This is a genomic window from Methylorubrum sp. GM97 (assembly GCF_024347855.1).
Classification (GTDB): domain Bacteria; phylum Pseudomonadota; class Alphaproteobacteria; order Rhizobiales; family Beijerinckiaceae; genus Methylobacterium; species Methylobacterium extorquens.
This window is the reverse complement of sequence record NZ_AP025942.1, coordinates 3,249,975-3,272,454: the sequence shown is the minus strand read 5'-3', so window position 1 is coordinate 3,272,454 and position 22,480 is coordinate 3,249,975. Positions and strand designations below refer to the sequence as shown.

The 22,480-nt window shown below is 70.2% G+C and carries 23 protein-coding genes and 1 pseudogene; 15 read left to right on the top strand and 9 right to left on the bottom strand.

Annotated features, from left to right (window positions below; translation table 11 throughout):
* The first annotated feature begins 30 nt into the window (after positions 1-30).
* Positions 31-264, top strand: coding sequence for a hypothetical protein (locus MSPGM_RS15145; RefSeq protein ID WP_003600212.1), 234 nt, complete (start codon positions 31-33; stop codon positions 262-264).
* 75 nt (positions 265-339) lie between these two features.
* Here MSPGM_RS15145 and MSPGM_RS15140 read toward each other — a convergent pair whose 3' ends face one another.
* Complete coding sequence (locus MSPGM_RS15140; protein WP_261925694.1) at positions 340-960, bottom strand: hypothetical protein; 621 nt, start codon at positions 958-960, stop codon at positions 340-342.
* Between the two features lie 379 nt (positions 961-1,339).
* Between MSPGM_RS15140 and MSPGM_RS15135 the strand changes: the two genes are divergently transcribed.
* A complete protein-coding gene (locus tag MSPGM_RS15135) occupies positions 1,340-2,698 on the top strand; it encodes an 8-oxoguanine deaminase (RefSeq protein WP_003600215.1) in 1,359 nt (452 codons plus the stop codon).
* A 614-nt stretch (positions 2,699-3,312) separates the two neighbouring features.
* The gene (locus MSPGM_RS15130; protein ID WP_003600217.1) at positions 3,313-3,561 is read left to right on the top strand and encodes a hypothetical protein; all 249 of its coding nucleotides are present in this window, start codon (positions 3,313-3,315) and stop codon (positions 3,559-3,561) included.
* Positions 3,562-3,719: 158 nt separating this feature from the next.
* On the opposite strand, the gene MSPGM_RS15125 is transcribed toward MSPGM_RS15130, so the two are convergent.
* A complete protein-coding gene (locus MSPGM_RS15125) occupies positions 3,720-4,238 on the bottom strand; it encodes a flavin reductase (protein ID WP_003600219.1) in 519 nt (172 codons plus the stop codon).
* A gap of 209 nt (positions 4,239-4,447) precedes the next feature.
* On the opposite strand from MSPGM_RS15125, the pseudogene MSPGM_RS15120 reads away from it, so the two are divergent.
* From MSPGM_RS15120 to ureG, 8 genes and pseudogenes are all read left to right on the top strand, one after another.
* Positions 4,448-5,376 (top strand): annotated as a pseudogene (locus MSPGM_RS15120) (urease accessory protein UreD).
* An 80-nt stretch (positions 5,377-5,456) separates the two neighbouring features.
* Entirely contained in the window at positions 5,457-6,077 is a 621-nt protein-coding gene (locus MSPGM_RS15115) for an urease subunit gamma (RefSeq protein WP_003600223.1), read from the top strand.
* The gene (locus MSPGM_RS15110) at positions 6,074-6,634 is read left to right on the top strand and encodes an HD domain-containing protein (protein ID WP_012753221.1); all 561 of its coding nucleotides are present in this window, start codon (positions 6,074-6,076) and stop codon (positions 6,632-6,634) included. The genes MSPGM_RS15115 and MSPGM_RS15110 overlap by 4 nt, the downstream gene beginning before the upstream one ends.
* An 82-nt stretch (positions 6,635-6,716) precedes the next feature.
* On the top strand, positions 6,717-7,622 hold the full coding sequence (locus MSPGM_RS15105) for a DUF1003 domain-containing protein (RefSeq protein ID WP_012753220.1): 906 nt from the start codon (positions 6,717-6,719) through the stop codon (positions 7,620-7,622).
* 75 nt (positions 7,623-7,697) lie between these two features.
* Positions 7,698-9,410 carry an urease subunit alpha gene (gene ureC, locus MSPGM_RS15100; RefSeq protein WP_003600226.1) on the top strand — a complete coding sequence of 571 codons (1,713 nt, stop codon included), beginning with the start codon at positions 7,698-7,700 and terminating at the stop codon, positions 9,408-9,410.
* A gap of 3 nt (positions 9,411-9,413) precedes the next feature.
* A complete protein-coding gene (locus tag MSPGM_RS15095) occupies positions 9,414-9,905 on the top strand; it encodes an urease accessory protein UreE (RefSeq protein WP_003600227.1) in 492 nt (163 codons plus the stop codon).
* Complete coding sequence (locus tag MSPGM_RS15090; protein WP_003600228.1) at positions 9,856-10,572, top strand: urease accessory protein UreF; 717 nt, start codon at positions 9,856-9,858, stop codon at positions 10,570-10,572. Before MSPGM_RS15095 ends, MSPGM_RS15090 begins: the two co-directional genes overlap by 50 nt.
* 15 nt (positions 10,573-10,587) lie before the next feature.
* Entirely contained in the window at positions 10,588-11,202 is a 615-nt protein-coding gene (gene ureG, locus MSPGM_RS15085; protein WP_003600229.1) for an urease accessory protein UreG, read from the top strand.
* A 77-nt stretch (positions 11,203-11,279) separates the two neighbouring features.
* Here ureG and MSPGM_RS15080 read toward each other — a convergent pair whose 3' ends face one another.
* From MSPGM_RS15080 to MSPGM_RS15055, 6 genes are read right to left on the bottom strand one after another with little or no spacing between them, the layout of a single operon-like run.
* Positions 11,280-12,338: a phytoene/squalene synthase family protein gene (locus MSPGM_RS15080; RefSeq protein ID WP_003600230.1), complete on the bottom strand. Its 1,059-nt coding sequence runs from the start codon at positions 12,336-12,338 to the stop codon at positions 11,280-11,282.
* A complete protein-coding gene (locus tag MSPGM_RS15075) occupies positions 12,319-13,845 on the bottom strand; it encodes a phytoene desaturase (RefSeq protein ID WP_003600232.1) in 1,527 nt (508 codons plus the stop codon). Before MSPGM_RS15075 ends, MSPGM_RS15080 begins: the two co-directional genes overlap by 20 nt.
* A gap of 44 nt (positions 13,846-13,889) precedes the next feature.
* On the bottom strand, positions 13,890-14,795 hold the full coding sequence (bchO, locus tag MSPGM_RS15070; protein WP_003600233.1) for an alpha/beta fold hydrolase BchO: 906 nt from the start codon (positions 14,793-14,795) through the stop codon (positions 13,890-13,892).
* Positions 14,796-14,803: 8 nt separating this feature from the next.
* The gene (locus tag MSPGM_RS15065; RefSeq protein WP_012753216.1) at positions 14,804-16,552 is read right to left on the bottom strand and encodes a magnesium chelatase subunit D; all 1,749 of its coding nucleotides are present in this window, start codon (positions 16,550-16,552) and stop codon (positions 14,804-14,806) included.
* A gap of 5 nt (positions 16,553-16,557) precedes the next feature.
* On the bottom strand, positions 16,558-17,067 hold the full coding sequence (locus tag MSPGM_RS15060) for a DUF192 domain-containing protein (RefSeq protein ID WP_003599269.1): 510 nt from the start codon (positions 17,065-17,067) through the stop codon (positions 16,558-16,560).
* Complete coding sequence (locus MSPGM_RS15055) at positions 17,064-17,609, bottom strand: cold-shock protein (RefSeq protein ID WP_003599271.1); 546 nt, start codon at positions 17,607-17,609, stop codon at positions 17,064-17,066. The genes MSPGM_RS15060 and MSPGM_RS15055 overlap by 4 nt, the downstream gene beginning before the upstream one ends.
* 422 nt (positions 17,610-18,031) lie before the next feature.
* Between MSPGM_RS15055 and MSPGM_RS15050 the strand changes: the two genes are divergently transcribed.
* Positions 18,032-19,018 (top strand): heparan-alpha-glucosaminide N-acetyltransferase, encoded by a 987-nt coding sequence (locus tag MSPGM_RS15050; protein ID WP_003599272.1) that lies wholly within the window; start codon positions 18,032-18,034, stop codon positions 19,016-19,018.
* 4 nt (positions 19,019-19,022) lie between these two features.
* Here MSPGM_RS15050 and efp read toward each other — a convergent pair whose 3' ends face one another.
* Complete coding sequence (efp, locus tag MSPGM_RS15045; protein ID WP_003599274.1) at positions 19,023-19,589, bottom strand: elongation factor P; 567 nt, start codon at positions 19,587-19,589, stop codon at positions 19,023-19,025.
* Positions 19,590-19,712: 123 nt separating this feature from the next.
* Here efp and epmA point away from each other — a divergent pair, with 123 nt between their 5' ends.
* Genes epmA through MSPGM_RS15030 form a run of 3 tightly spaced genes read left to right on the top strand, consistent with a single transcriptional unit; the run spans position 19,713 to position 22,448 of the window.
* Complete coding sequence (gene epmA, locus MSPGM_RS15040; RefSeq protein WP_003599277.1) at positions 19,713-20,771, top strand: EF-P lysine aminoacylase EpmA; 1,059 nt, start codon at positions 19,713-19,715, stop codon at positions 20,769-20,771.
* Positions 20,768-21,949 carry a lysine-2,3-aminomutase-like protein gene (locus tag MSPGM_RS15035; RefSeq protein ID WP_261925693.1) on the top strand — a complete coding sequence of 394 codons (1,182 nt, stop codon included), beginning with the start codon at positions 20,768-20,770 and terminating at the stop codon, positions 21,947-21,949. The genes epmA and MSPGM_RS15035 overlap by 4 nt, the downstream gene beginning before the upstream one ends.
* Entirely contained in the window at positions 21,864-22,448 is a 585-nt protein-coding gene (locus tag MSPGM_RS15030; RefSeq protein WP_261925692.1) for a glutathione S-transferase family protein, read from the top strand. The genes MSPGM_RS15035 and MSPGM_RS15030 overlap by 86 nt, the downstream gene beginning before the upstream one ends.
* Positions 22,449-22,480 lie beyond the last annotated feature (32 nt).

Here is a 22,480-nt window from a genome sequence, read left to right as displayed (position 1 = left end):
CAGCGAGTCCGAACACCGAGTGTCCGCACGATGAACCAACTTTTCCGCCTGCCGCAAGTCGGTGAGGCCGATGCGATTGCCGAACCCTCCGCCGATCTTCGTGTCCCCTTCGCGCAATCCGGCACTTTCGTCTGCAAGTTCATCATCGGTGAGCCGAGCGACCAAGCCGTATGCTGCGGGGCTCCGGTCGCCGATGGCAAGAGCTGGTGCGCCTATCACCGCCGCATCGTGTTCGAGCCGGCGCGTCCCGGCCGCGCTCGCTAACCGCCTCTCACGTCCCCGGTATCTGACGGCCCCGCCTCTGTCGAAAGGCGGAGTCGATCACCTATGCCGCGCCGATCAGTCGAACGGTGATGGCTGGCTGCTCACGAGGCCGGTCGACACGCCGGGGCCTCGCCAGCGCATGATGAGGTGGCCGTCCCGGCGCATCCCGACGGTGCGATAGGCCGGTCCGCCGTCCAACGGGAGGCTGAGCTCGCCCGGCCTATTCCCGACGGTTCCGACCCGGCGCTGCTCGTAATAGGCCTCGGCCGGGGCATCGGGTGCGATGTACCCATAGACCGGGCTCAGGCTCCGTCCCGTCGCCCTGACCGTCCTTGGTGGCGGCATCATCCGGGCCACGACCCGCCGGCTCGGTCGGCTCTCTACCTTCCGCGACACTTCCACCCGTGCTTGGCGGATCGGCCGGGCGCGGCTCGTGGCCGTTCGGACCCGCTCCGGGCGAGCCTTGGCCGCACGTCGGCTCGGCCTGGCTTCGGAGCGGGCCGAGACCTTCGGCTCCTCGATCTTCGCAGGGGTCGCAGCCGGTTTCGTCGCGGCGGCGTTCATCGCCGGGGTGCTCACCTTGGCCGGCGGATCGGTCCACTGGCCTGCGGCCTTCTCCTCGGCGCCTGCAGAGGGCGCCGCCAGGATCGTGCCGAGCAGGAGGAAAAAGGTCGAAAAGCGGCTGCCGCGCGACATGGAAAATCCTCTCGGGGTCGGAGAAGGACAACGCCGGCCGTTGGCTTTCGCATCGCGTGCATCGGCACCCGCTGCGGAAGCTTTCAGCAAAGATAGGGGCGCCTCCGCACGGCGTCCATAGATCCATGTATCAAAACGCGAAGTTCTGCGAAGCTTCCACCAGAAGTCTCAGCCAAGACGCTTTCGCCTCGGCGGCTCCACCCGTAGAGCCGTATCCGACCTGATCGCATCAGTCCGTCGTCTCTAGGTCTTCGTTTCGACGCGCATTCGATCGACGAACCGGTGACCACTTCGTCGGAACGCGCTCTCGTTTCGCTGTCCGATACAACCGGAGCGGTAACGGGTCCGGTCTCACCTTCGATCGATCTCAGGAGTCGGCATGGCAGCGGATGGCACGGACGCGCGGCGGCTCTGGATACGCGATCCCCTCGCGATCCTGGCAGACGGAGCTAGCGGGGGCGTCGTCGTCGAGGGTAGCCGCATCGCCGAGCGGGTGCCGGCCGGCGGGCAGCCCGCCGCACCGGTAGATGAGACGTTCGACGCCTCGCGCCACGTCGTCATCCCCGGGCTCATCAACACGCATCACCACTTCTTCCAGACGCTGACGCGGGCCCATCCGGCGGCGATCAACAAGCCGCTCTTTCCTTGGCTGCAGGCGCTCTACGGGATCTGGGGGCGGCTGACGCCGGATGCGTTCCGGCTCGCGACGCGCCTCGCCTATACCGAGCTGCTGCTGTCCGGCTGCACAACGGCGGGCGACCACCATTACCTGTTCCCGAACGGGCTGGAGAGCGCCGTCGATATCCAAGTCGAGGAGGCGCGCTCCCTCGGCATCCGCGCCATCGTCACCCGCGGCTCGATGAGCCTGTCGCAGGACGAGGGCGGCCTTCCGCCAAAGGCGCTGGTGCAGGACGACGACACCATCCTCGCTGACAGCGAGCGGGTGCTGCGCCTGTTCCACGATCCCGCGCCCGGCGCGATGGTGCGGATCGGGCTGGCCCCCTGCTCCCCCTTCGCCGTCACCAAGCGGCTAATGCGGGAGAGCGCCGTGCTGGCCGAGCGCTACGATTGCCCGCTTCACACCCATCTCGGCGAAACTCGCGACGAGAACGCCTTCTGCCTGGAGGCGTTCGGCCAGCGCCCGGTCGATTACCTCGAAGAGGTCGGCTGGATGACGCGGCGGGCTTGGCTCGCCCACGGCATCCACTTCAACGACGACGAGGTGCGCCGCCTCGGCGCGGCCGGCGTCGGCGTGTGCCACTGCCCGACCTCGAACATGGTGCTCGCCTCGGGCCATTGCCGGACCTGCGAGTTGGAAGCGGCGGGCTCCCCCGTCGGCCTCGGCGTCGACGGCTCGGCCTCCAACGACAGTTCAAACCTGATGGAGGGCGTGCGCCACGCTCTGATGATCAACCGCCTGACCTACGGTGCGGAAGCCGTGACCCATCTCGACGCCCTGCGCTGGGCGACGGAGGGCTCCGCCGCCTGCCTCAACCGCAACGACATTGGCCGGATCGAGCCCGGCCGCGAGGCGGATCTGGCGCTGTTCACCCTGGACGAGTTGCGGTTCTCCGGCGCCCACGATCCGCTCGCGGCGCTGGTCCTGTGCGGGGCCCACCGGGCGGATCGGGTGATGGTCGCGGGCACGTGGCGGGTGATCGACGGGGAGCCCGTCGGCATCGAGACCGGACGCCTGCGCGAGGAGCATTCGCGGCTCGCCCAGCACCTGTTCGGCTGACATCAGCGCCGCGATCGGCTTGGTCGCTCCAGGGGCTGGCGACCGGGGCTTGATACGGCCCCTCCGGCTCGGCCACGCCGAAGCGGATCGGCACGACGTCGAGGAAAGCAGACTCCGGGAGGATGAGCCCGGCGCGGAGACAATCGCCGATGCGAGAGCGAAGTCCGTAGGTCGCCGGTACCGGGCGACCGCAGATCAGTAGGGCATCAGTGCGCCCGTCCGCATTGGTCACGGCGCAGGCAACTGTCACCGATTCGCGTACCACCCATCAGTTGGGAGAGGTGGTCGCGGTACTCCTCCACGGGATGCCGCTCGTTTAGTCCCGGCAGAAACGCGCGCCGTGTCCGCGCGCACATGTCGGGAAAGGATCATGCCACATGCTATGCGAGCAGGCAGATTCCTTCGATTAAAAGCTAAACTGCTGTAAAATATAGAAAATGCTATATGCCCGAGGCTGCGGTCTGCGGCTTGGGTTGTTTGGAGCGTTCTGCTGCTGCCCGCATTGTACGCAATCTGTGGCTATCCGGTGGGCTTCGCTGCACAAATTCTGTGAGCATCGCGCCCGCGCCGTGCTTATCTCCCTGACCGAAACACCTCGTTCGGGAGACAAGAACATGTCCGTACGCATCTTCTCCGCCGCACTCGTCGCGCTCGCGGTATCATCGGGTGGCGCTTTTGCTGGCGATCGGGGCCGGATGGCCGGAGCGCAGCAGCCGGAGGCGACCGGCAGCGTTTCCCGCTCGGCCGAGCCGCTGAACCTGTTCGGCGTCCCGGAGCGCGATCCCCGCCTGGTCGCGCCCGAGCGTCAGACCCGCAGCACCTTCAACGCCAACACCGCCCGCGCGCGCCACTACGAGCGCTGAGCGCCTGTTGGGCGACCTTGCTTCGATGCGTCCGGCCGCTCTCTACCGAGCGGCCGGGCTTCGAGGCTGCTGGCGCAGCGCTTCGATTGAGGGCCGTTGCGAAATAAACCGGCTCGGCGCTCAGCGCCGCGGCCGGCTTTCCGCCTCTGCAAGGGTGATCAATCGCACTCGGAATCCGGGCGCGGCAGGACGCGATAATGCCGCCCGGCATAGAGCAGGCTCTCGGCGCCGCTGATCTCGGCGAGCGCCTCGACTGCACAGATCAGCACGTCATGCGTGCCGACCTCGTGGCGATCGACGATCCGGCAATCGAAGGCAACGAGCGCACCCGCCAGCACCGGAGCGCCGGTCTGCAACCGACCCCAGTCCGGTCCCGCGAAGCGCTCGGCCTGCGGCACGCGGCCGGCGAAGTCGGTGGCGAGGCCTTCATGCGCCGCCGTGAGCGTGTTGATGCAGAGCACGCCGTTGCGCAGGAAAGCCGGATAGGCAGTTGAATTGCGGTTGAGGCAGACCAGCAGCGTCGGCGGGCCGTCGCTGACGCTGCACACCGACGTCGCCGTCAGACCCGCACGGCCGCCGGGCCCGTCCGTGGTCACGAGATGCACCGCACTCGCGAGCTGAGCCATCGCTTCGCGGTAGGCCGAGGCGGAGACGGCCTCGGGGTCAGATGAAATCATGACGATCGCCTCTCGGGGCCGGATGAGGTCCCGATCGTTGAGCAGGACGTCGCAAGGCTCGGTTGAACGCCCTTGAAACGATGACGCGGTGGGCGTTCCGGCCGCTCCGGTCAAGGGGAAGAGTGACCACCTCACGGTCAAGAACGGCCGTCGCTGCCCGCATCCTGTGCCATCGCTGCCGAAGATCGGTGCGGGATGGCACCCGACCGGTGGTGCCCGCCACCTTGCGGACCGGGGTTCGGGTGGCCGATGAAGCCGGCACCCGCTCCGCCGGAGGCCGTCCGATCCCTGCCGCCGAACCGCTCCGCCCCGCCTTGTCCCGCCAGCGCTCGCAGGGCGCGGTGCATCTGCGCGTCGCCCCGGCTGGAACAGCCGCGGATGCGCCGACGCGGATCGTCGATCTCGCCGAGAGCGGCCCCTTGCGCCTGCGCTGTCCCCGCCGGGGGCCGAGCGGATGCTGGAGGGCGTGCTGGTCAATACCGGCGGCGGCATCGCCTGCGGCGATGTGTTCACGGTGTCGGTGACGGTCGAGCCGGGTGGGGCCTGCGTGCTGACCACCACCGCGGCGGAGAAGATCTACCGCTCGGACGGACCCTGCGCGGAGATCGTCAACCGGGTCAGCGTCGGCGCGGGCGGGCGGCTCGATTGGCTGCCGCAGGAGACGATCCTGTTCGACCGCGCCCGGCTGGTGCGCCGCTTCGAGGCGGAACTTGCCCCCGACGCGTCGCTGCTCGTGGCCGAGATTGCGGTGCTCGGCCGTGCCGCCCGCGGCGAAAGCCTGGAGGAGGCCCTGTTCGAGGATCGCTGGCGCATCCGCCGCGACGGCCGCCTCGTCTATGCCGACAGCCTGCGCCTCGACGGCGCGGTCACGGCCCTCATGGACCGCCGGGCGATCGGCGGCGGGGCCCGCGCGCTGGCGACGATCCTCGACCTTTCGCCGCGTGCGGAAGGCCGGCTCGACGAGGCCCGGGCCCTCCTCGACACCCTGCCGGCGCAGGTCGAGGCCGGGGCGAGTGCCTGGAACGGCCATCTCGCCGTGCGGATGCTGGCCCCCACCGTCGCTCCCCTGCGCGACGCCGCCGCCCGCTTCCTCGCCGCATGGCGCGGGCAGCCGATGCCGCGCGTGTGGCAGACCTGATCAGCTTGACCTTGAGCCGAGCATGATCCTTGCTCGGCCCACCTTCAGGCCCGCCCGACTCTCACCTCAGGACGCACGCCTTGCTCCTTACGCCCCGCGAGAAAGACAAGCTCCTCGTCGCCATGGCCGCGCAGGTCGCCCGCAACCGGCTGGCGCGGGGGGTGAAGCTCAACCATCCGGAGGCGATCGCCCTTATCACCGACTTCGTGGTGGAGGGCGCCCGCGACGGGCGTTCCGTCGCTGAGTTGATGCAGGCCGGCGCCCGCGTCCTCGATGCCTCCCAGGTGATGGAGGGCGTGCCCGAGATGATCCACGACATTCAGGTCGAGGCGACCTTCCCCGACGGGACCAAGCTCGTCACGGTCCACCACCCGATCCGCGGCGCACCCTCGGCGGACGTGCCGGGCACGGTGACGACATTGCCCGGCGAGATCGTCTTCAATGCCGGCGCGCCGCGCACGGTGATCGAGGTGGCCAATACCGGGGACCGCCCGATCCAGGTCGGCTCGCACTACCATTTCTTCGAGGCGAATCCCGGCCTCGTGTTCGACCGTGACAAGGCCCGCGGCCAGCGCCTCGACATCGCACCGGGCACGGCGGTGCGCTTCGAGCCCGGCTCGACCCGCGAGGTGGCGCTGGTGCCACTCTCGGGTGACCGGAAGGTCTACGGCTTCCGCGGCGACGTGATGGGGCCGCTGTGAGCGGGCTCGATCCGGATCGCCGGAGGGACGTGGCGCTCGTGTCGCGGGCGGCCGATTTCGCCGCCCGCCGGCACGCGGACCAGCAGAGGAAGGGCGCCGCGCGTGAGCCCTACCTCAACCATTTGGCGGAAGTCGCGACCCTTCTCGCGGAGACGATGGGGGAACCCGACGCCGCTCTCGTGGCCGCCGGCTGGCTCCACGACACGCTCGAGGACACGCAGACCGACCGCGAAGAGTTGGAACGCCTGTTCGGCCCGCGTGTCGCCAGTCTCGTCGCGGAGGTGACGGACGACAAGTCTCTCCCGAAAGCGGAGCGCAAGCGGCGGCAAGTCGAGGCGGCGCCGCACAAGTCGGCGGGCGCCAAGGCGATCAAGCTCGCCGACAAGACCAGCAATCTCCGTTCGCTGACGGCGAGCCCGCCGGAAGGCTGGGAGCGGCAGCGGATCGCCGACTACATCGCCTGGGCGCAAGAGGTCGTGGCGGGCTGCCGCGGCACCAACGCCCCCCTGGAAAGCCTCTTCGACCGCGCCGCCGCCGAGGTGCGAGGGACGCTCTGATGGCCGGCAGGGACGTGACGCCGCCCGCACTCTCGGGTAGGCGCACGGGCAGCCGCTTCCGCAGCGATGGCGTGGGTAGCCTGTGAGCCTGACCGACGAGGTGCACGAGCACGATCCGGCGCCGATGGCGCTCGACGCGAAGGCGCATCCGGCACCCGCGAAGAAGCGGGCCGTCTGTGCGATCACCGGTGTCGAGATGAACCGCCGGAACCTAGTTCCGGTGGCGAGCCTGCGGCCGGCGCTGGCCGAGCACATCCGGGTCGATTACCCCGATCTGAGCGAGGACGCGCTCATCAGCAACAAGGCGCTCGCCGGCTACCGGACGCGCTTCGTCGCCGAGTTGCTGGCGGAGGAGCACGGCGAGTATTCCGACCTCGACCGGCAGGTGGCCGAGAGCATCGCCGCGCAGGACACGATCGCCGAGAATATCGAGGAGGATTACGACGAGCACCGCAGCTTCGGCGAGCGGGTCTCGGACGGGCTCGCCGCCTTCGGCGGATCCTGGGGCTTCTTGATCAGCTTCGCGCTGGTGCTGGTCGCCTGGATGGCGGTGAACGTCACCATGGGCCTGCTGAAGGCGTTTGATCCCTACCCGTTCATCCTGCTCAACCTCGTGCTGTCCTGCCTCGCGGCGATCCAGGCGCCGATCATCATGATGAGCCAGAGCCGGCAGGACAAGAAGGACCGCCTGCGCTCGAACAACGACTACCGCGTCAACCTGAAGGCGGAACTCGAAATCCGACATCTGCACGAGAAGATGGATCACCTCGTCACCAAGCAGTGGCAGCGGCTCGCCGAGATCCAGCAGATCCAGCTCGAGATGCTTCAGGAGATGCGCGCCCGCGTGACGCGCAAGCCTGTCGTCAAGGTGAAGAAGGTGATGCGCAAGAAGCGCCCGAAGGCGACGGCGCGATCAGCCTCGGATCCCGCTCCTTCCGCGGACGCCGCGCCGGCCCCCGGTGCGCCGCCACCCGGACCGGCTGGCTGATCGGGGCGGCCGCACGCCGCTTCCGGCACCAACCCTGCTTCTCCCATCGACCGACCCACGATTCGAGCCTCTGCCATGTCCGCCCGCCTGCCCCGCGCCGCCTATGCCGCCATGTTCGGGCCGACCACCGGCGATCGTATTCGGCTGGCCGACACCAGCCTCGAGATTGAGGTCGAGCGTGATCTCACGACCTACGGCGAGGAGGTGAAGTTCGGCGGCGGCAAGGTGATCCGCGACGGGATGGGCCAGTCGCAGGCGACCAACGCCGAGGGCGCCGTCGATACCGTCATCACCAACGCGGTGGTGCTCGACCATTGGGGCATCGTGAAATGCGATGTCGGCATCCGCGCCGGTCGGATCTTCAAGCTCGGAAAGGCCGGCAACCCGGACGTTCAGGCGAATGTCGACATCGTCGTCGGCCCCGGCACCGAGGTGATTGCCGGCGAGGGCAAGATCCTCACGGCCGGCGGCTTCGACAGCCACATCCACTTCATCTGCCCGCAGCAGATCGAGGAGGCGCTCTGCTCCGGTGTCACGACGATGCTCGGCGGCGGCACCGGGCCGGCGCATGGCACCTTCGCCACCACCTGCACGCCCGGCCCCTGGCACATCGCGCGGATGATCGAGGCGGCGGATTCCTTCCCGATGAACCTCGCTTTTGCCGGGAAGGGCAACGCCTCGGTGCCCGGTGCGCTGGAGGAGATGATCCGCGCCGGCGCCTGCGCGATGAAGCTGCATGAGGACTGGGGCACCACGCCCGCCGCGATCGATACCTGCCTCTCGGTGGCGGATGCCTTCGACGTGCAGGTCATGATCCACACCGACACGCTCAACGAGTCGGGCTTCGTCGAGGACACGATCGCCGCCTTCAAGGGCCGCACCATCCACGCCTTCCACACCGAGGGCGCCGGTGGCGGCCATGCGCCGGACATCATGCGGGTCGCCGGCCTCGCGAACGTGCTCCCGTCGTCGACGAACCCGACGCGGCCCTTCACGAAGAACACCATCGACGAGCATCTCGACATGCTGATGGTGTGCCACCACCTCGACCCGTCGATTCCCGAAGACCTCGCCTTCGCCGAGAGCCGCATCCGCAAGGAGACCATCGCGGCCGAAGACATCCTGCACGACATCGGCGCGCTCTCGATGATGTCGTCCGACAGTCAGGCGATGGGCCGGGTCGGCGAAGTCGTGATCCGCACATGGCAGACCGCCGACAAGATGAAGCGCCAGCGCGGCGCCCTGCCCGGAGACGCGTCGGGCAACGACAACCTGCGCGCCCGGCGCTACGTGGCGAAATACACGATCAACCCGGCCATCGCGCACGGCGTCTCGCGCCATATCGGCTCGATCGAGCCGGGCAAGCTCGCCGACCTCGTGCTGTGGACGCCCGCCTTCTTCGGGGTGAAGCCGGACCTCGTGCTCAAGGGCGGCATGATCGCCACCGCGCCGATGGGCGACCCCAACGCCTCGATCCCCACGCCGCAGCCGGTGCATTACCGGCCGATGTTCGGCGCCTACGGCCGCGCGCCCTATGCCACCGCGCTCACCTTCGTCTCGCGGGCGGCGCTCGAGGACGGCGTGAAAGAGAAGCTGCGCGTCTCCAAGGAGCTGGTGGCGGTGGAGAACGTGCGCGGCGGCATCTCGAAGAAGAGCATGATCCTCAACGACGCGACCCCGAACATCGAGATCGACCCCGAGACCTACGACGTGCGCGCCGACGGCGAATTGCTGGTCTGCGAGCCGGCGGAGGTCTTGCCGATGGCGCAGCGCTACTTCCTGTTCTGAGCTATGATCCGCGCCACCCGTGTCATCCGCCGCGACCGTCTCGGCTCCGGCGAGATCGTCGATCGCATCGTGCTCGACTCGAACGACCGGCATCGCCGCCGTATGGCGATGCGCGGCGTCGGCGGCACCGCGTTCCTGCTCGACCTCGCCGAGGCCACCGTGCTCGATGACGGCGACGCCCTCGCGCTGGAGGACGGCCGACTCGTCTGGGTCGAGGCGGCGCCCGAGGCGCTGCTGGAGATCCGCGCGCCCACCCCGCACGCCCTCAAGCGGCTGATCTGGCATATCGGCAACCGACACATCCCCGCCGAGATCGGCGAAGCGGCGGTGTGGATCGGTCATGACCACGTGCTCGCCGAGATGGTGCGGGGTTTGGGCGGCAGCGCCGAGCCGGTGACGCGGCCCTTCCGGCCGGAGGGCGGCGCCTATGCCGGCGGTCATGCCCATGACCACGGTCACGGACATTCGCACGATCACCCGCACGCCCATGATTGACGCCCTGCGGCTGATGGCATGGCTCTCGCCGACCTATCCGGTCGGCGCCTTCGCCTATTCGCACGGGCTCGAATGGGCGGTGGAGTGCGGCGACGTCCGCGACGCCGCCACCCTCGGCGACTGGCTCGCCGACGTGCTGGAGCGGGGCGCGGGGCGCAACGACATGATCCTCTGCGCTGCCGCGCATCGCGCCACCGAGGCCGGAGACGATGCGGGATTGGCCGAGATCAACGACCTCGCTTTGGCGCTCGCCCCCTCCCGCGAGCTTCATCTGGAGACGAGCCAGCAGGGGCGCAGCTTTCTGGATGCGACGCTGCGGGCCTGGCCCTGCCCTGCCCTCTCGACGGTCGCCGATCGGCTGAACGCCGAGGTCGCCTACCCCGTCGCCGTCGGTGCGGCGGCGGGCGCGCACGGCGTCGCGCGGGCGGCGACGGTGGCGGCCTACGGTCTCGCCTTCGTTCAGAACCTCGTCTCGGCGGCGCTGCGTGTAGCGCCGGTCGGCCAAAGTGCGGGCACGACGATTCTCGCCGCGCTGACCCCTCGCGTCGCCGCACTGGCCGAGGCGCTGCACGAGGCCGGACTCGACGCGCTCGGCAGCGCGACCCTGCGGCTCGATCTCGGCTCCTTCCGGCACGAGACGCAGTATTCCCGCATCTTCCGCTCCTGAGGATTTTTGGAAGTCATGGCATCCGTGAACGGACCCCTGCGCGTCGGCATCGGCGGACCCGTCGGCTCCGGCAAGACCGCGCTGATGGAGCAGCTCTGCCGCCGCTTCCGCGATTCCTACGAGATCTGCGCGATCACCAACGACATCTACACCAAGGAGGATGCCCGCATCCTCACGGTGGCCGGCGCCCTGCCGGAGGAGCGCATCCTCGGCGTCGAGACCGGCGGCTGCCCGCATACGGCGATCCGCGAGGATGCCTCGATCAACCTCGCGGCGGTGGCCGAGATGCGCCGCCGCTTCCCGAAGCTCGACCTCGTGCTGATCGAATCCGGTGGCGACAACCTCGCGGCGACCTTCTCGCCGGAACTGGCCGACCTCACCCTCTACGTCATCGACGTGGCGGGCGGCGAGAAGATCCCCCGCAAGGGCGGCCCCGGTATCACCCGCTCCGACCTGCTCATCGTCAACAAGACCGACCTCGCCCCCCTCGTCGGCGCCGACCTCTCGGTGATGGAGGCCGACACCCAGCGGATGCGCGGCACGCGGCCCTACGTGTTCGCCTCCCTGCGCGAAGGGCACGGGGCGGACACGGTCGCTCGCTTCATCGTGGAGGCCGGGGGGCTGGGGTGACGGTGCTTCGGAGGACCTGATCGGGTGCGTGCATGCCCTTTCCCCCGCGCAGGGAGAGGGGAACCCGCTCGTTTTCCTTACGACGCGGCCGAGCGGCGGAAGGCGTCGCGCTCCTCCAGCACTTCGATCAGGTCGAGCACGCGCACGACCTGCCCCGACACGTTCCACCACGGTGGCAGGCGGCGCGCGGCTGGGACCGGATGGTGCGTCACGGCTTCCACGAGGAAGGCGGTCTCGGGCAATGGCGGCGCCGATAGCCCCCCGCCGCCCGCGGGCAGGATGGCGGTGGCCAGAAGCCCGGCCTTGCGCGCACCGGTCACGCGCGCGCGGCGCGTGACCGAATCGAGGCCGTTCGCCTCCACGGCACGGCCGATTTCCGCGTAGATCAGGCCGGCGGCGCGAATCGCCGGGCGGCAGCTCAACGGTAGCGCGGCGATGCCGGGCTCGGCGCGGGCGTAGAGTTCGTCGGCCGCCGCCAGCAGGTCGGCCACCACCCGTTGCAGGCTGGGTCCGAGCCGAGGCTCGGCGAGGAAGGCGTCCGGGTCGATGCCCGCCGCGTCGAGCCACTCGCGAGGCAGGTAGAGGCGCCCGGCGCGGGCATCCTCGCCGACGTCGCGGGCGATGTTGGTGAATTGCATGGCCACGCCGAGATCGCAGGCGCGGGCGAGCGCAGGGCCGTCGCGTACCCCCATCACCAGCGTCATCATCGCCCCGACCGCGCCCGCGACCCGGGCGGCATAGGCGGCCAGCTCCGACAGGGTGTCGTAGCGCCGGCCTTGCGTGTCCCAGGCCAGCCCTTCGAGCAGCGCCCGCGGGAGCTTTTCGGGGATGGCGTGGCGGGCGAGCACCTCTGCGAGCGCCCGGTCGGCCGGGTGGTTGTCGGGCCGGCCCGCACAGGCCGCCGTCAGCCGTCGCTCAAGGCGGGCGAGGGCCGCGGCGCGGTTGCCGCCCGCCTCGTCCACCGCGTCATCGGAGAGTCGGCAGAAGGCGTAGAGGCCGTAGGCTGACACCCGCACCGAGGGCGGCAGCAGCAGCGAGGCCGCGAAAAAGCTTTTGGAGCCGGCGCGGATCGCGGCCCGGCAGGCAGAGCGGTCCGCCGCACTGGCGGCGAAAGGGTCAGGCGCAAACACGGGCATCCGGCACCACGGAATCGAGGACACGCGCCGAGGACAGCACGCCCGGCAGACCGGCGCCGGGATGCGTCCCCGCGCCGACGAGGAAGAGGTTGGCCACGTCTTCCGAGCGGTTGTGCGGACGGAACCACGCCGATTGCGTCAGCACCGGCTCCAGCCCGAACCCGGAGCCGCGGAAGCTCAGGAAGTCGTCGGAAAAGTCCTGCGGCGTCGTCACCCGCGAGGTGACGAGGGCGTCGGACAGCCCCGGCAGCACCGAGCCTTCGAGGAAGCGCGCGATCCGCTGGCGGTAGGGCTCGGCAAGCTGCGCCCAATCCTGGCCGCCATCGAGGTTCGGCACCGGGGCGAGCACGTAGAACGCGTCGTGCCCCGGCGGGGCGAGCAGCGGATCGGTCGCGGTCGGGCGGTGGAGATAGAGGCTGAAATCGTCCGCCAAGTGCTTGCGGTCGAAGATGTCCTGCAACAGGCCGCGATAGCGCGGGCCCATCAGGATCATGTGGTGATCGACCTCCGGGTACTTCTTCCGGGTGCCGAAATACCAGACGAACAGCCCCATGGAGGACGAGGCGCGCGCCAGACGCCGCGGGCTCCAGCGCCGGGTCCGGCCGCCGAGCAGCGTGCCGTAAGTGAAGGCGGAATCGGCGTTCGAGACGACGATGTCGGCGGGGATGACCTCGCCGCCCGCCAGCACCACACCCGTCGCCCGCGCGTCCTCGACGCGGATGCGCGAAACCTCCTCGCCGCAGCGGACGCGGCCGCCCTGCCCCCGGATCAGCCCGCAGAGACCGTCCACCAGCAGCCCGGTGCCGCCCATGGCGAAATGGACGCCCCATTGCCGCTCCAGATGGGCGATCAGGCAGTAGATGCCGCTGGCGCGAAACGGGTTGCCGCCGATGAGCAGGGGATGGAAGCTGAAGATGGTGCGCAGCCGCTCGTCGCGGATGAAGCGGGACACCACGTCGTAGACGCTGCGGTGGCCCGACAGGCGCAGCAGATCCGGCGCGATCCGCAGCATCGAGCCGAGGCTGCCGAACGGGACGTGGCCAAGTTCCTCGAAGCCCATCCGGCACACGGCCTCGCTATGGGCCATGAAGCGCTCGTAGCCGGACACATCATCAGGCGAGAAGCGGGCGACCTCGGCCCGCATCGCCGCGCGGTCGCCGCTATAGGCGAAGCTCTGCCCGTCCTCGAAGCGGATGCGGTAGAACGGCTGCATCGGCACGAGAGTCACGTCCTCGTGCATCTCCCGCCCACACAGCCGCCACAGCTCCTCGAACAGGAACGGCGCGGTGACGATGGTGGGCCCCGCATCGAAGGTGAAGCCGTCCTGGCGGTGGACGCGGGCGCGGCCGCCCGGCTGGTCGAGCCGTTCCAGAACGGTGACGCGATAGCCGCGGGCGCCGAGCCGAACCGCCGCGGCCAGCCCGCCGAAGCCGGCCCCGATCACGACCGCATGCGGCCGGGCATCGGGGCCGGACGTGACAGTCGGTTTGACGGCCAGTGTCAACATAGGTTGACACTATGGCTGGGATTTTCGTCAGCGCAAGAGGCGTTTCAGGGTATCGAGGCGCGAAGGGCTTCCGCCTCCGCCAGAATGATCTCCGCCACCCGCTCCGGCGCCTCCTCGTGCGCGAGGTGGCCGAGCCCGCGCAGCAACTCGACGCGGGCGCTCCGCAGCCGCTCGCGCAAGGCGAAGGAATCGTCCGGCTTGATCGCCTTGTCGTCCCCGCCGACGACCAGCAGCGTGCGGGTTTCGAGCCGCGGCAGATCGCGGGCGAGCGTCGGAAGATCCCAATTCGCCATCATGCCGAGGGCGCCCGCGACATGGCCGGGGCGGGTGAACAGCCGCCGGTAGAGGTCGAGCCCCTGCGGGTCGAGGCGCGAGCCGGTGCCGTCGATGAGGCGACGCACCGCCGCCCGGTCGGCGCTCCAGGCAAAAACCTTCGGCGTCACGGGGTTCAGGAACAGCATCCGGGCGATGCCGGGGAAGAGGAAGCTGGCGACACCCGGAAACGGCGTCAGCGCGCCGTTGAGCGCCACCAGCAGGTCGGGATCGATGCGCCGGTCGAGGCACATCCGCGCGAGCACCGCCGCACCGGCCGAATGGCCGATCGCGAGCCGCGGGTTCAGGCCGAGAGCGGTGACGAGGTCGCCCACCGCCTCGGCCATCCCCGGCAGGGAGAGCCGGCGGGGGGGCAGCGGATCGGTGAAGCCGTGGCCTGGCAGATCGGGCGCGACGACCCTGAACCGCTCGGCGAGAAGCGGTGCCAGCCCGCGCCAGGAATGGGTCGCGGCGCCGGTGCCGTGCAGGAGCAGCAGGCCGGGCGCCTCCGGCTCGCCGAATTCCTGCACGTGCCAGCGCAGGCCTGCCGCCTCCACGAAGCGGCTCGCCGCCCGGTGCGGCCAATCGCGGCCATCACGCTCCCAATCCGGCCGGTCGTCTTTTGGGGGCAAGGGCAAAGGGGGCCTCAGGCTGTGGCGGCGCGCACCGCCGCGCTGACGCTGCCCGCATCGGCATGGGGCAGCGGACAGTAACGCCCCTGCGCCGCCTCGGCGAGGCCGCGCGCCCCGTTGGGCCGGGCGCCGGTGTCGATCACGAGGATGGGGAGCGCCTGCACCCGCAGCACGCGGGCGGCGGCCAAGGCCTCCTCGCCGGCCTGCGCCCGGCCGCCGAGGCCGGAGCGGGCGACGTTGGCGCGCCCGTCGGTGAGCAGGACGATGACCGGGCTTCCGCCCGCGCGCCGGACGCCGAGGGCCAGGGCGGCGGCGGTGTCGAGCCCGGCGGCGAGTGGCGTGCCGCCTCCGCCGGGTAGGCCCGCGAGTACGCGCTTGGCCCTGACCAGGGAGCGCGTCGGCGGCAGCACCGTCTCGGCCCGCGCGCCGCGGAAGGCGACGAGGGCGATGCGGTCGCGCCGGATGTAAGCCTCGGCGAGGAGCAGTTCGACGGCGCCCTTCGCTTCCGCCAGCCGTTCGAGCGCCGCCGAGCCGGAGGCATCGACGCAGAAGATCGTCGTCGTCTCGCTGCGCCGCTTCAACCGGCGAATCCGGAAATCCTCCGGGGTGACGAGGACGCGGCGCGGATCGGCCTCGCCCCGGCGCAGGCGCTGCCACGGGGCGGCGGCGCGCAGGGTCGCGATCAGGTCGAGCCGCCCCCGGCGCGGGTCGCCGGGGCGGCTGCCGACCGGGCGGCCCGTGAGCGGCGAGGCGGAGGCCGACCCCATCCGCCCGGCCGCGCCGGCGCGCAGCGGCGGGCCGCCGGCCAGGAGCCGGGCGAGCAGGTCCTTCGGAAGGGCGGCACGGACCGCGTCGAGCACCGTCTCCTCGGCTTCTCTCGGCGTGGCATCCGCCCGTTCGGCCGCGTCCTCTGGGGGGCGATCGGCGTCCTGTGAGGGTTGCGGCTCCGGCGGCGGCGGGTCCGCCGGTTCCGGCTCGGCCGGTTGCGGCGCCGCGGGCAGACGCGTCGCCCGCGGCGCCAGGACGAGACGCGCGGCTTCGATCAGGTCGGCCTCGCTCGGATCGTCGCGGCCGGCCTCCCGGGCGATGAGCCGGGCGATCCGCAGGGCGAGAAGCGGCGCCCGCAGCGAGGCGATGCCGAAGGCCTCCGCGACGGCGCAGAGGGTGGCGGTCGCGTCGGGCGCGGGTGGGCCTGCCGCTGCGTCCGCTCCGCGAGCGGTATGCGAAGGGGCGGCTCTCACGTCCCGCAGGCTCACGCCGGACAGGTCGAGGCGGAGTGCCAATCGGTCGGCCAGCGCCTCGGCGACAGTCTCGTCCTCCTGCCCCTCGTCGAGCAGCACGAGGCCGAAGCGGGCCGGGAGCCGTGCGGCGAGGCCATCACGTTCCAGCACCAGCATGCCGGTGTCGAGGGCGCCCGCGAGCCGGGCCACGGTGCCGCGCTCCAGGCGTTCGGCCATCGGCACCACGACGACACCGCCATCGGCCTCCGCCAACAGGCCGCGCTGGATCACCGGGCGGCCGGCCCGCAGGGTGGCGGGCAAATCGAGCCCGCCGATCAGCCGGTCGTCGGCGATGCCCGGCGGCATCCGCCGCACCGGGCCCGTCAGCCTGTCGCGGAGATGATCGAGCCAGAGGTCGCGCACCGGACCGGCCCCGGCGCGCAACACGATCCCGCCGAGACCGTGCGGGTCGGCGGCGAATAGGTTGGCGGCACGCAGCGCATCGTTCCAGACCCCGGCCGGATCGTCGGGCTCCGGGGCCATCACCGCTAGCGCTTGAACATCGGGTGCTCGACCCGGTCGCCCGCACGGATGCCGAGCTTGGCGGCGGTGCCCGCGTTGAGTTCGAGCACCGCGAGAACCGGCTCGCCCGACGGGATCACCTTGGTCGAGAGCGGCTCGGTATCCGGGGCGATCCGGGCGATCGAGCCGTCGGAGCGGATGAACACCATGTCGAGCGAGAGGTAGGTGTTCTTCATCCACATCGTGGCCGGCGCCGGCCGCTCGAAGTCGAACAGCATGCCGTGGTCGGCGGCCATGGAGCGGCGGTACATCAGCCCCTTGGCGCGCTGCGCGTCGGTGCGCATCACCTCGACCTGGAAGGCATGGCGGCCGTTCTTGGCGACGATGCCGAGCAGCTCGGTCGCGGCCTGGGCGGCGGGCGCCGCCTCCTGCGCGCGGAGCGGAAGCGCCGGCAAGGCCGCCAGCGTAGCGAGGCAGGCGGCGAGGTGCAGGAGCTTTGTCGCGGAGGGAAACACGGGCACGCGGATCACCGTCAATGGGAAGCCGGAAGCGCCCCGTCGACGAGGCGGACTTCCGCCGCCATAGCACCCTTCGAGCCGTCGCCGTAGCGCACCATCACCTCCTCGCCGGGCTTCAGCTCGGCGATGCCGTAGCGGCGTAGGGTCTCCATGTGGACGAAGATGTCCGGCGTGTCGTCGCCGCGGCTGAGGAAGCCGAAGCCGCGCAGGCGGTTGAACCACTTCACCACTGCGCGCTCCAGCCCGCTCGTCGGCGTGACGACTTCGTGGGTGCGCGCCATCGGCAGTTCGGAGGGGTGGAGCGCGGTGGACTGATCGAGCGAGAGCACCCGGAAGGCCTGCCAGCCGCGGGCGCGCTGCACCGCCTCGACCACGATCCGCGCGCCTTCGCTCGCGGCTTGGTGCCCGTCCCGGCGCAGGCAGGTGATGTGCAGCAGCACGTCCGCCGAGCCGTCATCCGGCACGATGAAGCCGAAGCCCTTCGAGACGTCGAACCACTTGATGCGCCCGGCGACCTCCAAGAGTTCGGCCGGACGTTCCTCCTCGGTCTCCCGCTCCATCGCGCGGTCTCGCGTCTCCGGCATACGAAGCCCGACGGCACTCAGTTCGTGTTCGTTCGACATGTAAGCAACCCGTGCCGAATCGCGCGGCGCAATCCCGGAGCTACGTTAACAAAGTCACATTACGCGGAAAGCCCGTTTGGTCGGCAACGGGACACTTCAAATGATCATTTTTCAGAAGCATGGCGACAATGTCGCATCTCGCATGCGCCGGGTTGCCCGTCCTCTCAATTGATTTGAATGCCGTTCCGCGACGCGAGAGCGTGGCCGGACAACGGGTTAGGATCATCCGTACCGATTTCAGTGCGCTGTCGGTCTCATGCGGGGCTGATTCGATTGGCCGCAAGGCGGTCCGAGCGACAGGTCGTGTCTCTTTGCGCCTGCCCTTCGCCTCGACCGGGGAACGGTGATAGGGCGCGGCCATGCCTGCCTCCCCCGCGCCCACGCCCCCCCGTTCGAGCCGGCGGATCGATGCTCTCGACCTCGCCCGCGGCGCGGCGCTCGCGGCGATGGCGGCCTATCATGGGCTGTGGGATCTCGGATTCCTGCAGCTCACGCCGCAGAACTTCGCGCTGACCCCTGCGGGGCGGCTGGCGGCCCACGGCATCGCCGGGGCGTTCCTGCTGCTGGTGGGTGTCGGCCTCGTTCTCGCCAATGGCGACGGTGTGCGCTGGCGGCCCTTCGCCCTGCGACTGGCGCGGATCGGCGGGGCGGCGCTCCTCATCACCCTGGCGACCTGGATCGCGTTTCCGCAGAGCTACATCTTCTTCGGCATCCTGCACTGCATCGCCGTCTCGAGCGTGCTCGGCTTGCCCTTCGTGTTCCTGCCGGCCCCGGTGACGGCGCTCGCGGCCACCCTCGTGCTGGTGGCGCCGCACGTCGTGGCCCATCCCCTGCTCGACGTGCCGGAACTCTACTTCCTCGGCCTCGGCCGCGGGCTGCCGGACACCAACGATTGGGTGCCGCTGTTTCCCTGGTTCGGGATGGTGCTGGCCGGGATTGCGCTCGCCCGGATCGCGCGGCCGATTCTGGCCGGGTCGTGGCTTGCCCGCTGGCAGGCCCGGAACGCGGTGGCGCGCGGGGCGGCCTTTGCCGGGCGGCACAGCCTCGCCGTCTATCTCGTTCACCAGCCGGCTTTGCTCGCCCTGTTCACCGGCCTCGTCACGCTGACCGGGCCGCATCCCAAGGCCGGGCTCGCGGGCTTCCGCAAGGATTACGTGGGCAATTGCACCCGCACCGGCGGCGAGCTGCAGGCCTGCCGAATCGCTGCCCGCTGCACGGCCGATGCCCTGCGGCGCGACGGGCTCTGGGGCTCGGGCAAGCCCTATTCCGGGGAGGAGCGGGCCAGGGCGCAGGGACTGTCGCAGCTTTGCTACGAGGCCGCGGAAGGCACCGCGGCTCCGCCGTAAAACTTTAGTCCTTGGCGCGCTCCACGTAGGAGCCGTCCGCCGTCATGATGACGACGCGGGTGCCGGTGCTGACATGCGGCGGCACCGAGGTCTTCACGCCGTTCGAGAGCAGCGCCGGCTTGTAGGACGAGGAGGCGGTCTGGCCCTTGGTGACCGGCTCGGTCTCGACGATCTCGAAGGTCATGCGCTGCGGCAGCTCGATGGTCAGCGGCACGCCGTTATGAGTCGAGAGGGTCACGGTCATGCCCTCCTGCAGGTAGGGAGCGGCGTCGCCGACCACGTCCGCGGGGACGGCGATCTGCTCGTAGCTCTCGGGGTTCATGAAGTGATACCCCTCGCCGTCCTGGTACAGGAAGGTGTGGTCGCGATCCTCGACGAAGGCGCGCTCGACCTGCTCGGTGGTGCGGTAGCGCTCGGAGATCTTCACGCCGTCGGTGATGCGGCGCATATCGAGCTGCGTCACCGGAGTGCCCTTGCCGGGGTGGATGTTCTCCGCCGTCAGGATGACGTAGAGCTTGCCGTCCTTATCGACGACGTTGCCCTTACGAAGGGTACTGGCGATCACTTTCACGAGCGTGGACCTTGGCTTGACGAGAACGGCGGCTCTTCACCGGCGTCTCGGCCGGATGAGCGGAATCATCCGCGAGGCCCTACCCTATCCGCGGCTCGGTTGCCAGCCGGAGGCTGTTTTCGCGTGAGTCACGAGTCTTCGCCCTGGTGGCATCCCGGCCTCCATGCGGATCGCCGGCCGCTGCTGCTCACCCGCAACCGCATCCTCGCGGGTTTTCGCGCGTGGTTTGCCGAGCGCGATTTTGTCGAGGTCGAAGCCGCCGCGCTGCAGGTCTCTCCCGGCAACGAGGCGCATCTCTCGGCCTTCGCCACGGAGGCGATTCTGCCCGATGGTGCGCGCGAGCCGCTCTACCTCCACACCTCGCCGGAATTCGCCTGCAAGAAGCTGCTGGCGGCGGGCGAGCCGCGCCTGTTCAGCCTCGCCCACGTCTTCCGTAACCGCGAGCGCGGCGCGCTGCACCATCCCGAATTCACGATGCTCGAATGGTACCGGGCGGGCGAGAGCTACGACGCGCTGATGCAGGACGGCGCCGCGCTACTCGCGCTCGCCGCCGAGACGGCGGGCGTGCGACGCCTGACCTTTCGCGGGCGCGAGGCCGATCCGTTCGCACCCTTCGAGCGGCTGACCCTGGCGGAGGCCTTCCAGCGTTACGCGGCCATCGACCTCCTCGCCACGGTCTCGCCCGATGGCGGCACCGACCGGGATACACTGGCCGACGCGGTGATGACCCGCGGCCTGCGGGTCGCCCCGGACGACACCTGGGCCGACCTGTTCAGCCGCGTCCTCGTCGGGCTGATCGAGCCGCATCTCGGCCAGGGGCGTCCGACCATCCTGTGCGAGTATCCGGTGAGCGAGGCGGCGCTCGCCCGGCCGAGCCCGCGCGACCCACGCGTCGCCGAGCGCTGCGAGCTCTATGCCTGCGGCGTCGAACTCGCCAACGCCTTCGGCGAACTCACCGATCCGGCCGAGCAGCGCCGCCGCTTCGAGGCGGAGATGGCGGAGAAGGCCCGCATCTACGGCGAGCGCTACCCCATCGACGAGGAGTTCCTAGATGCGCTGGCGGTGATGCCCGAGGCGAGCGGCATCGCGCTCGGCTTCGACCGGCTGGTGATGCTGGCCACCGGCGCGCCCCGCATCGACGACGTGATCTGGACACCGGTCCCCCGGAACCGGTCGCGGTGAGCCTCGCCTTGAAGAGTGCCACCGCGCTGGCCCGCGCCGGGCTGGTGGACGCAGCTGCCCTTCCCGCCCTGGAGCGGGTCGCGGCGCGCTACGCGGTCTCGGTGACCGCCGACATGGCCGAGCTGATCGACGCCAACGACCCCGACGACCCGATTGCCCGACAGTTCATCCCCCGCGCGGAAGAGATCGAGACGCGTCCGGAAGAGCGCGCCGACCCGATCGGCGACGACACGCATGAGGCGGTGCCCGGCATCGTCCACCGCTATCCCGACCGGGTGCTGCTGAAGCCGCTGCACATCTGCCCGGTCTATTGCCGCTTCTGCTTCCGCCGCGAACGTGTCGGGCCGGCCGGCCAGGGTTCGCTCAGCGAAGTAGAGTTGGCCGCGGCCTACCGCTACATCGCCACGCATCCGGAGATCTGGGAGGTGGTGGTGACCGGGGGCGACCCCTTCGCCCTCTCGCCCCGGCGGCTCGCGGCGATCACTGATGCGCTCGGCGCGATCCCGCATGTGCGGGTGCTGCGCTTCCACACCCGCGTGCCGGTGGTCGAGCCCGCCCGCGTCGACGCGGCCCTGGTCGCCGCCCTCAAGGGTTTCTCCGGCGCGGTGTTCGTGGCGCTCCACGCCAACCATCCGCGCGAGTTCACGCCGGCTGCGCGCGCGGCCATCGCCCGGCTGGTCGATGCCGGCATCCCGATGGTGAGCCAGAGCGTGCTCTTGCGGGGCGTCAACGACGATGCGGAAACGCTCGAAGCCCTGATGCGCCGCTTCGTCGAGAACCGGATCAAGCCCTACTACCTCCACCACGGCGATCTCGCGCCGGGCACCGGCCATCTGCGCACGGAGCTGCCGGAGGGGCAGGCGCTGATGCGAACCTTGCGCGGTCGCCTCTCGGGTCTGGCCCAGCCGCTCTACGTGCTCGACATTCCCGGCGGCCACGGCAAAGTGCCGGTGGGGCCGGGCTATCTTGACGCGGCGGACGAGTCCTGGCGGGTAACCGATCCGAGCGGGGCCGTTCACGCCTATCCCCCGAGAGCGACGACGAGGACCGAGGATGACGCTGAAGCTGTGGGGGCGGGCCAGCTCCGGAAACGTGCAGAAGGCGCTCTGGGCGCTCGACGAACTTGGTCTGGCCTACGAACATATCGAGGCGGGCGGCGCGCACGGCATCGTCAATGATGCCCGCTACCGCGCGATGAATCCCAACGGCCTCGTGCCGACGCTGGAAGAGGACGGCTTCGTCCTCTGGGAGTCGAACGCGATCCTGCGCTACCTTGCTTACGCCCATGGCGGCCCGCTGGCCCTGCCGGAGGCGCCGCGCGCCCGCGCGCTCATCGACCAGTGGCTCGATTGGCAGGCCACCACCTTCACTCCGGCGATGCGCGACGCCTTTCTCCAACTCGTGCGCGTCGCCCCCGACAAGCGGGACGCGGGGGTGATCGAGGCCTCGCGGGCGGCTTCCGAGCGCTGTGCCGCCCTGCTTGATCAGCATCTCGCGGACACGGCCAACGTGGCGGGCGAGCACTTCTCCATCGCCGATATCGCCGTGGGGCTCGCGGCGAATCGCTGGTTCCAGCTGCCGCTGGAGCGGGAGGAGCGCCCGAACATCCGCCGCTGGCTCGGCACGCTGGCGCAACGGCCCGCCGCCTCGGCCGTTCTGTCGCTGCCGCTCACCTGATTTTCCCGGTGAAGCTCAGCCCGTGACGGATG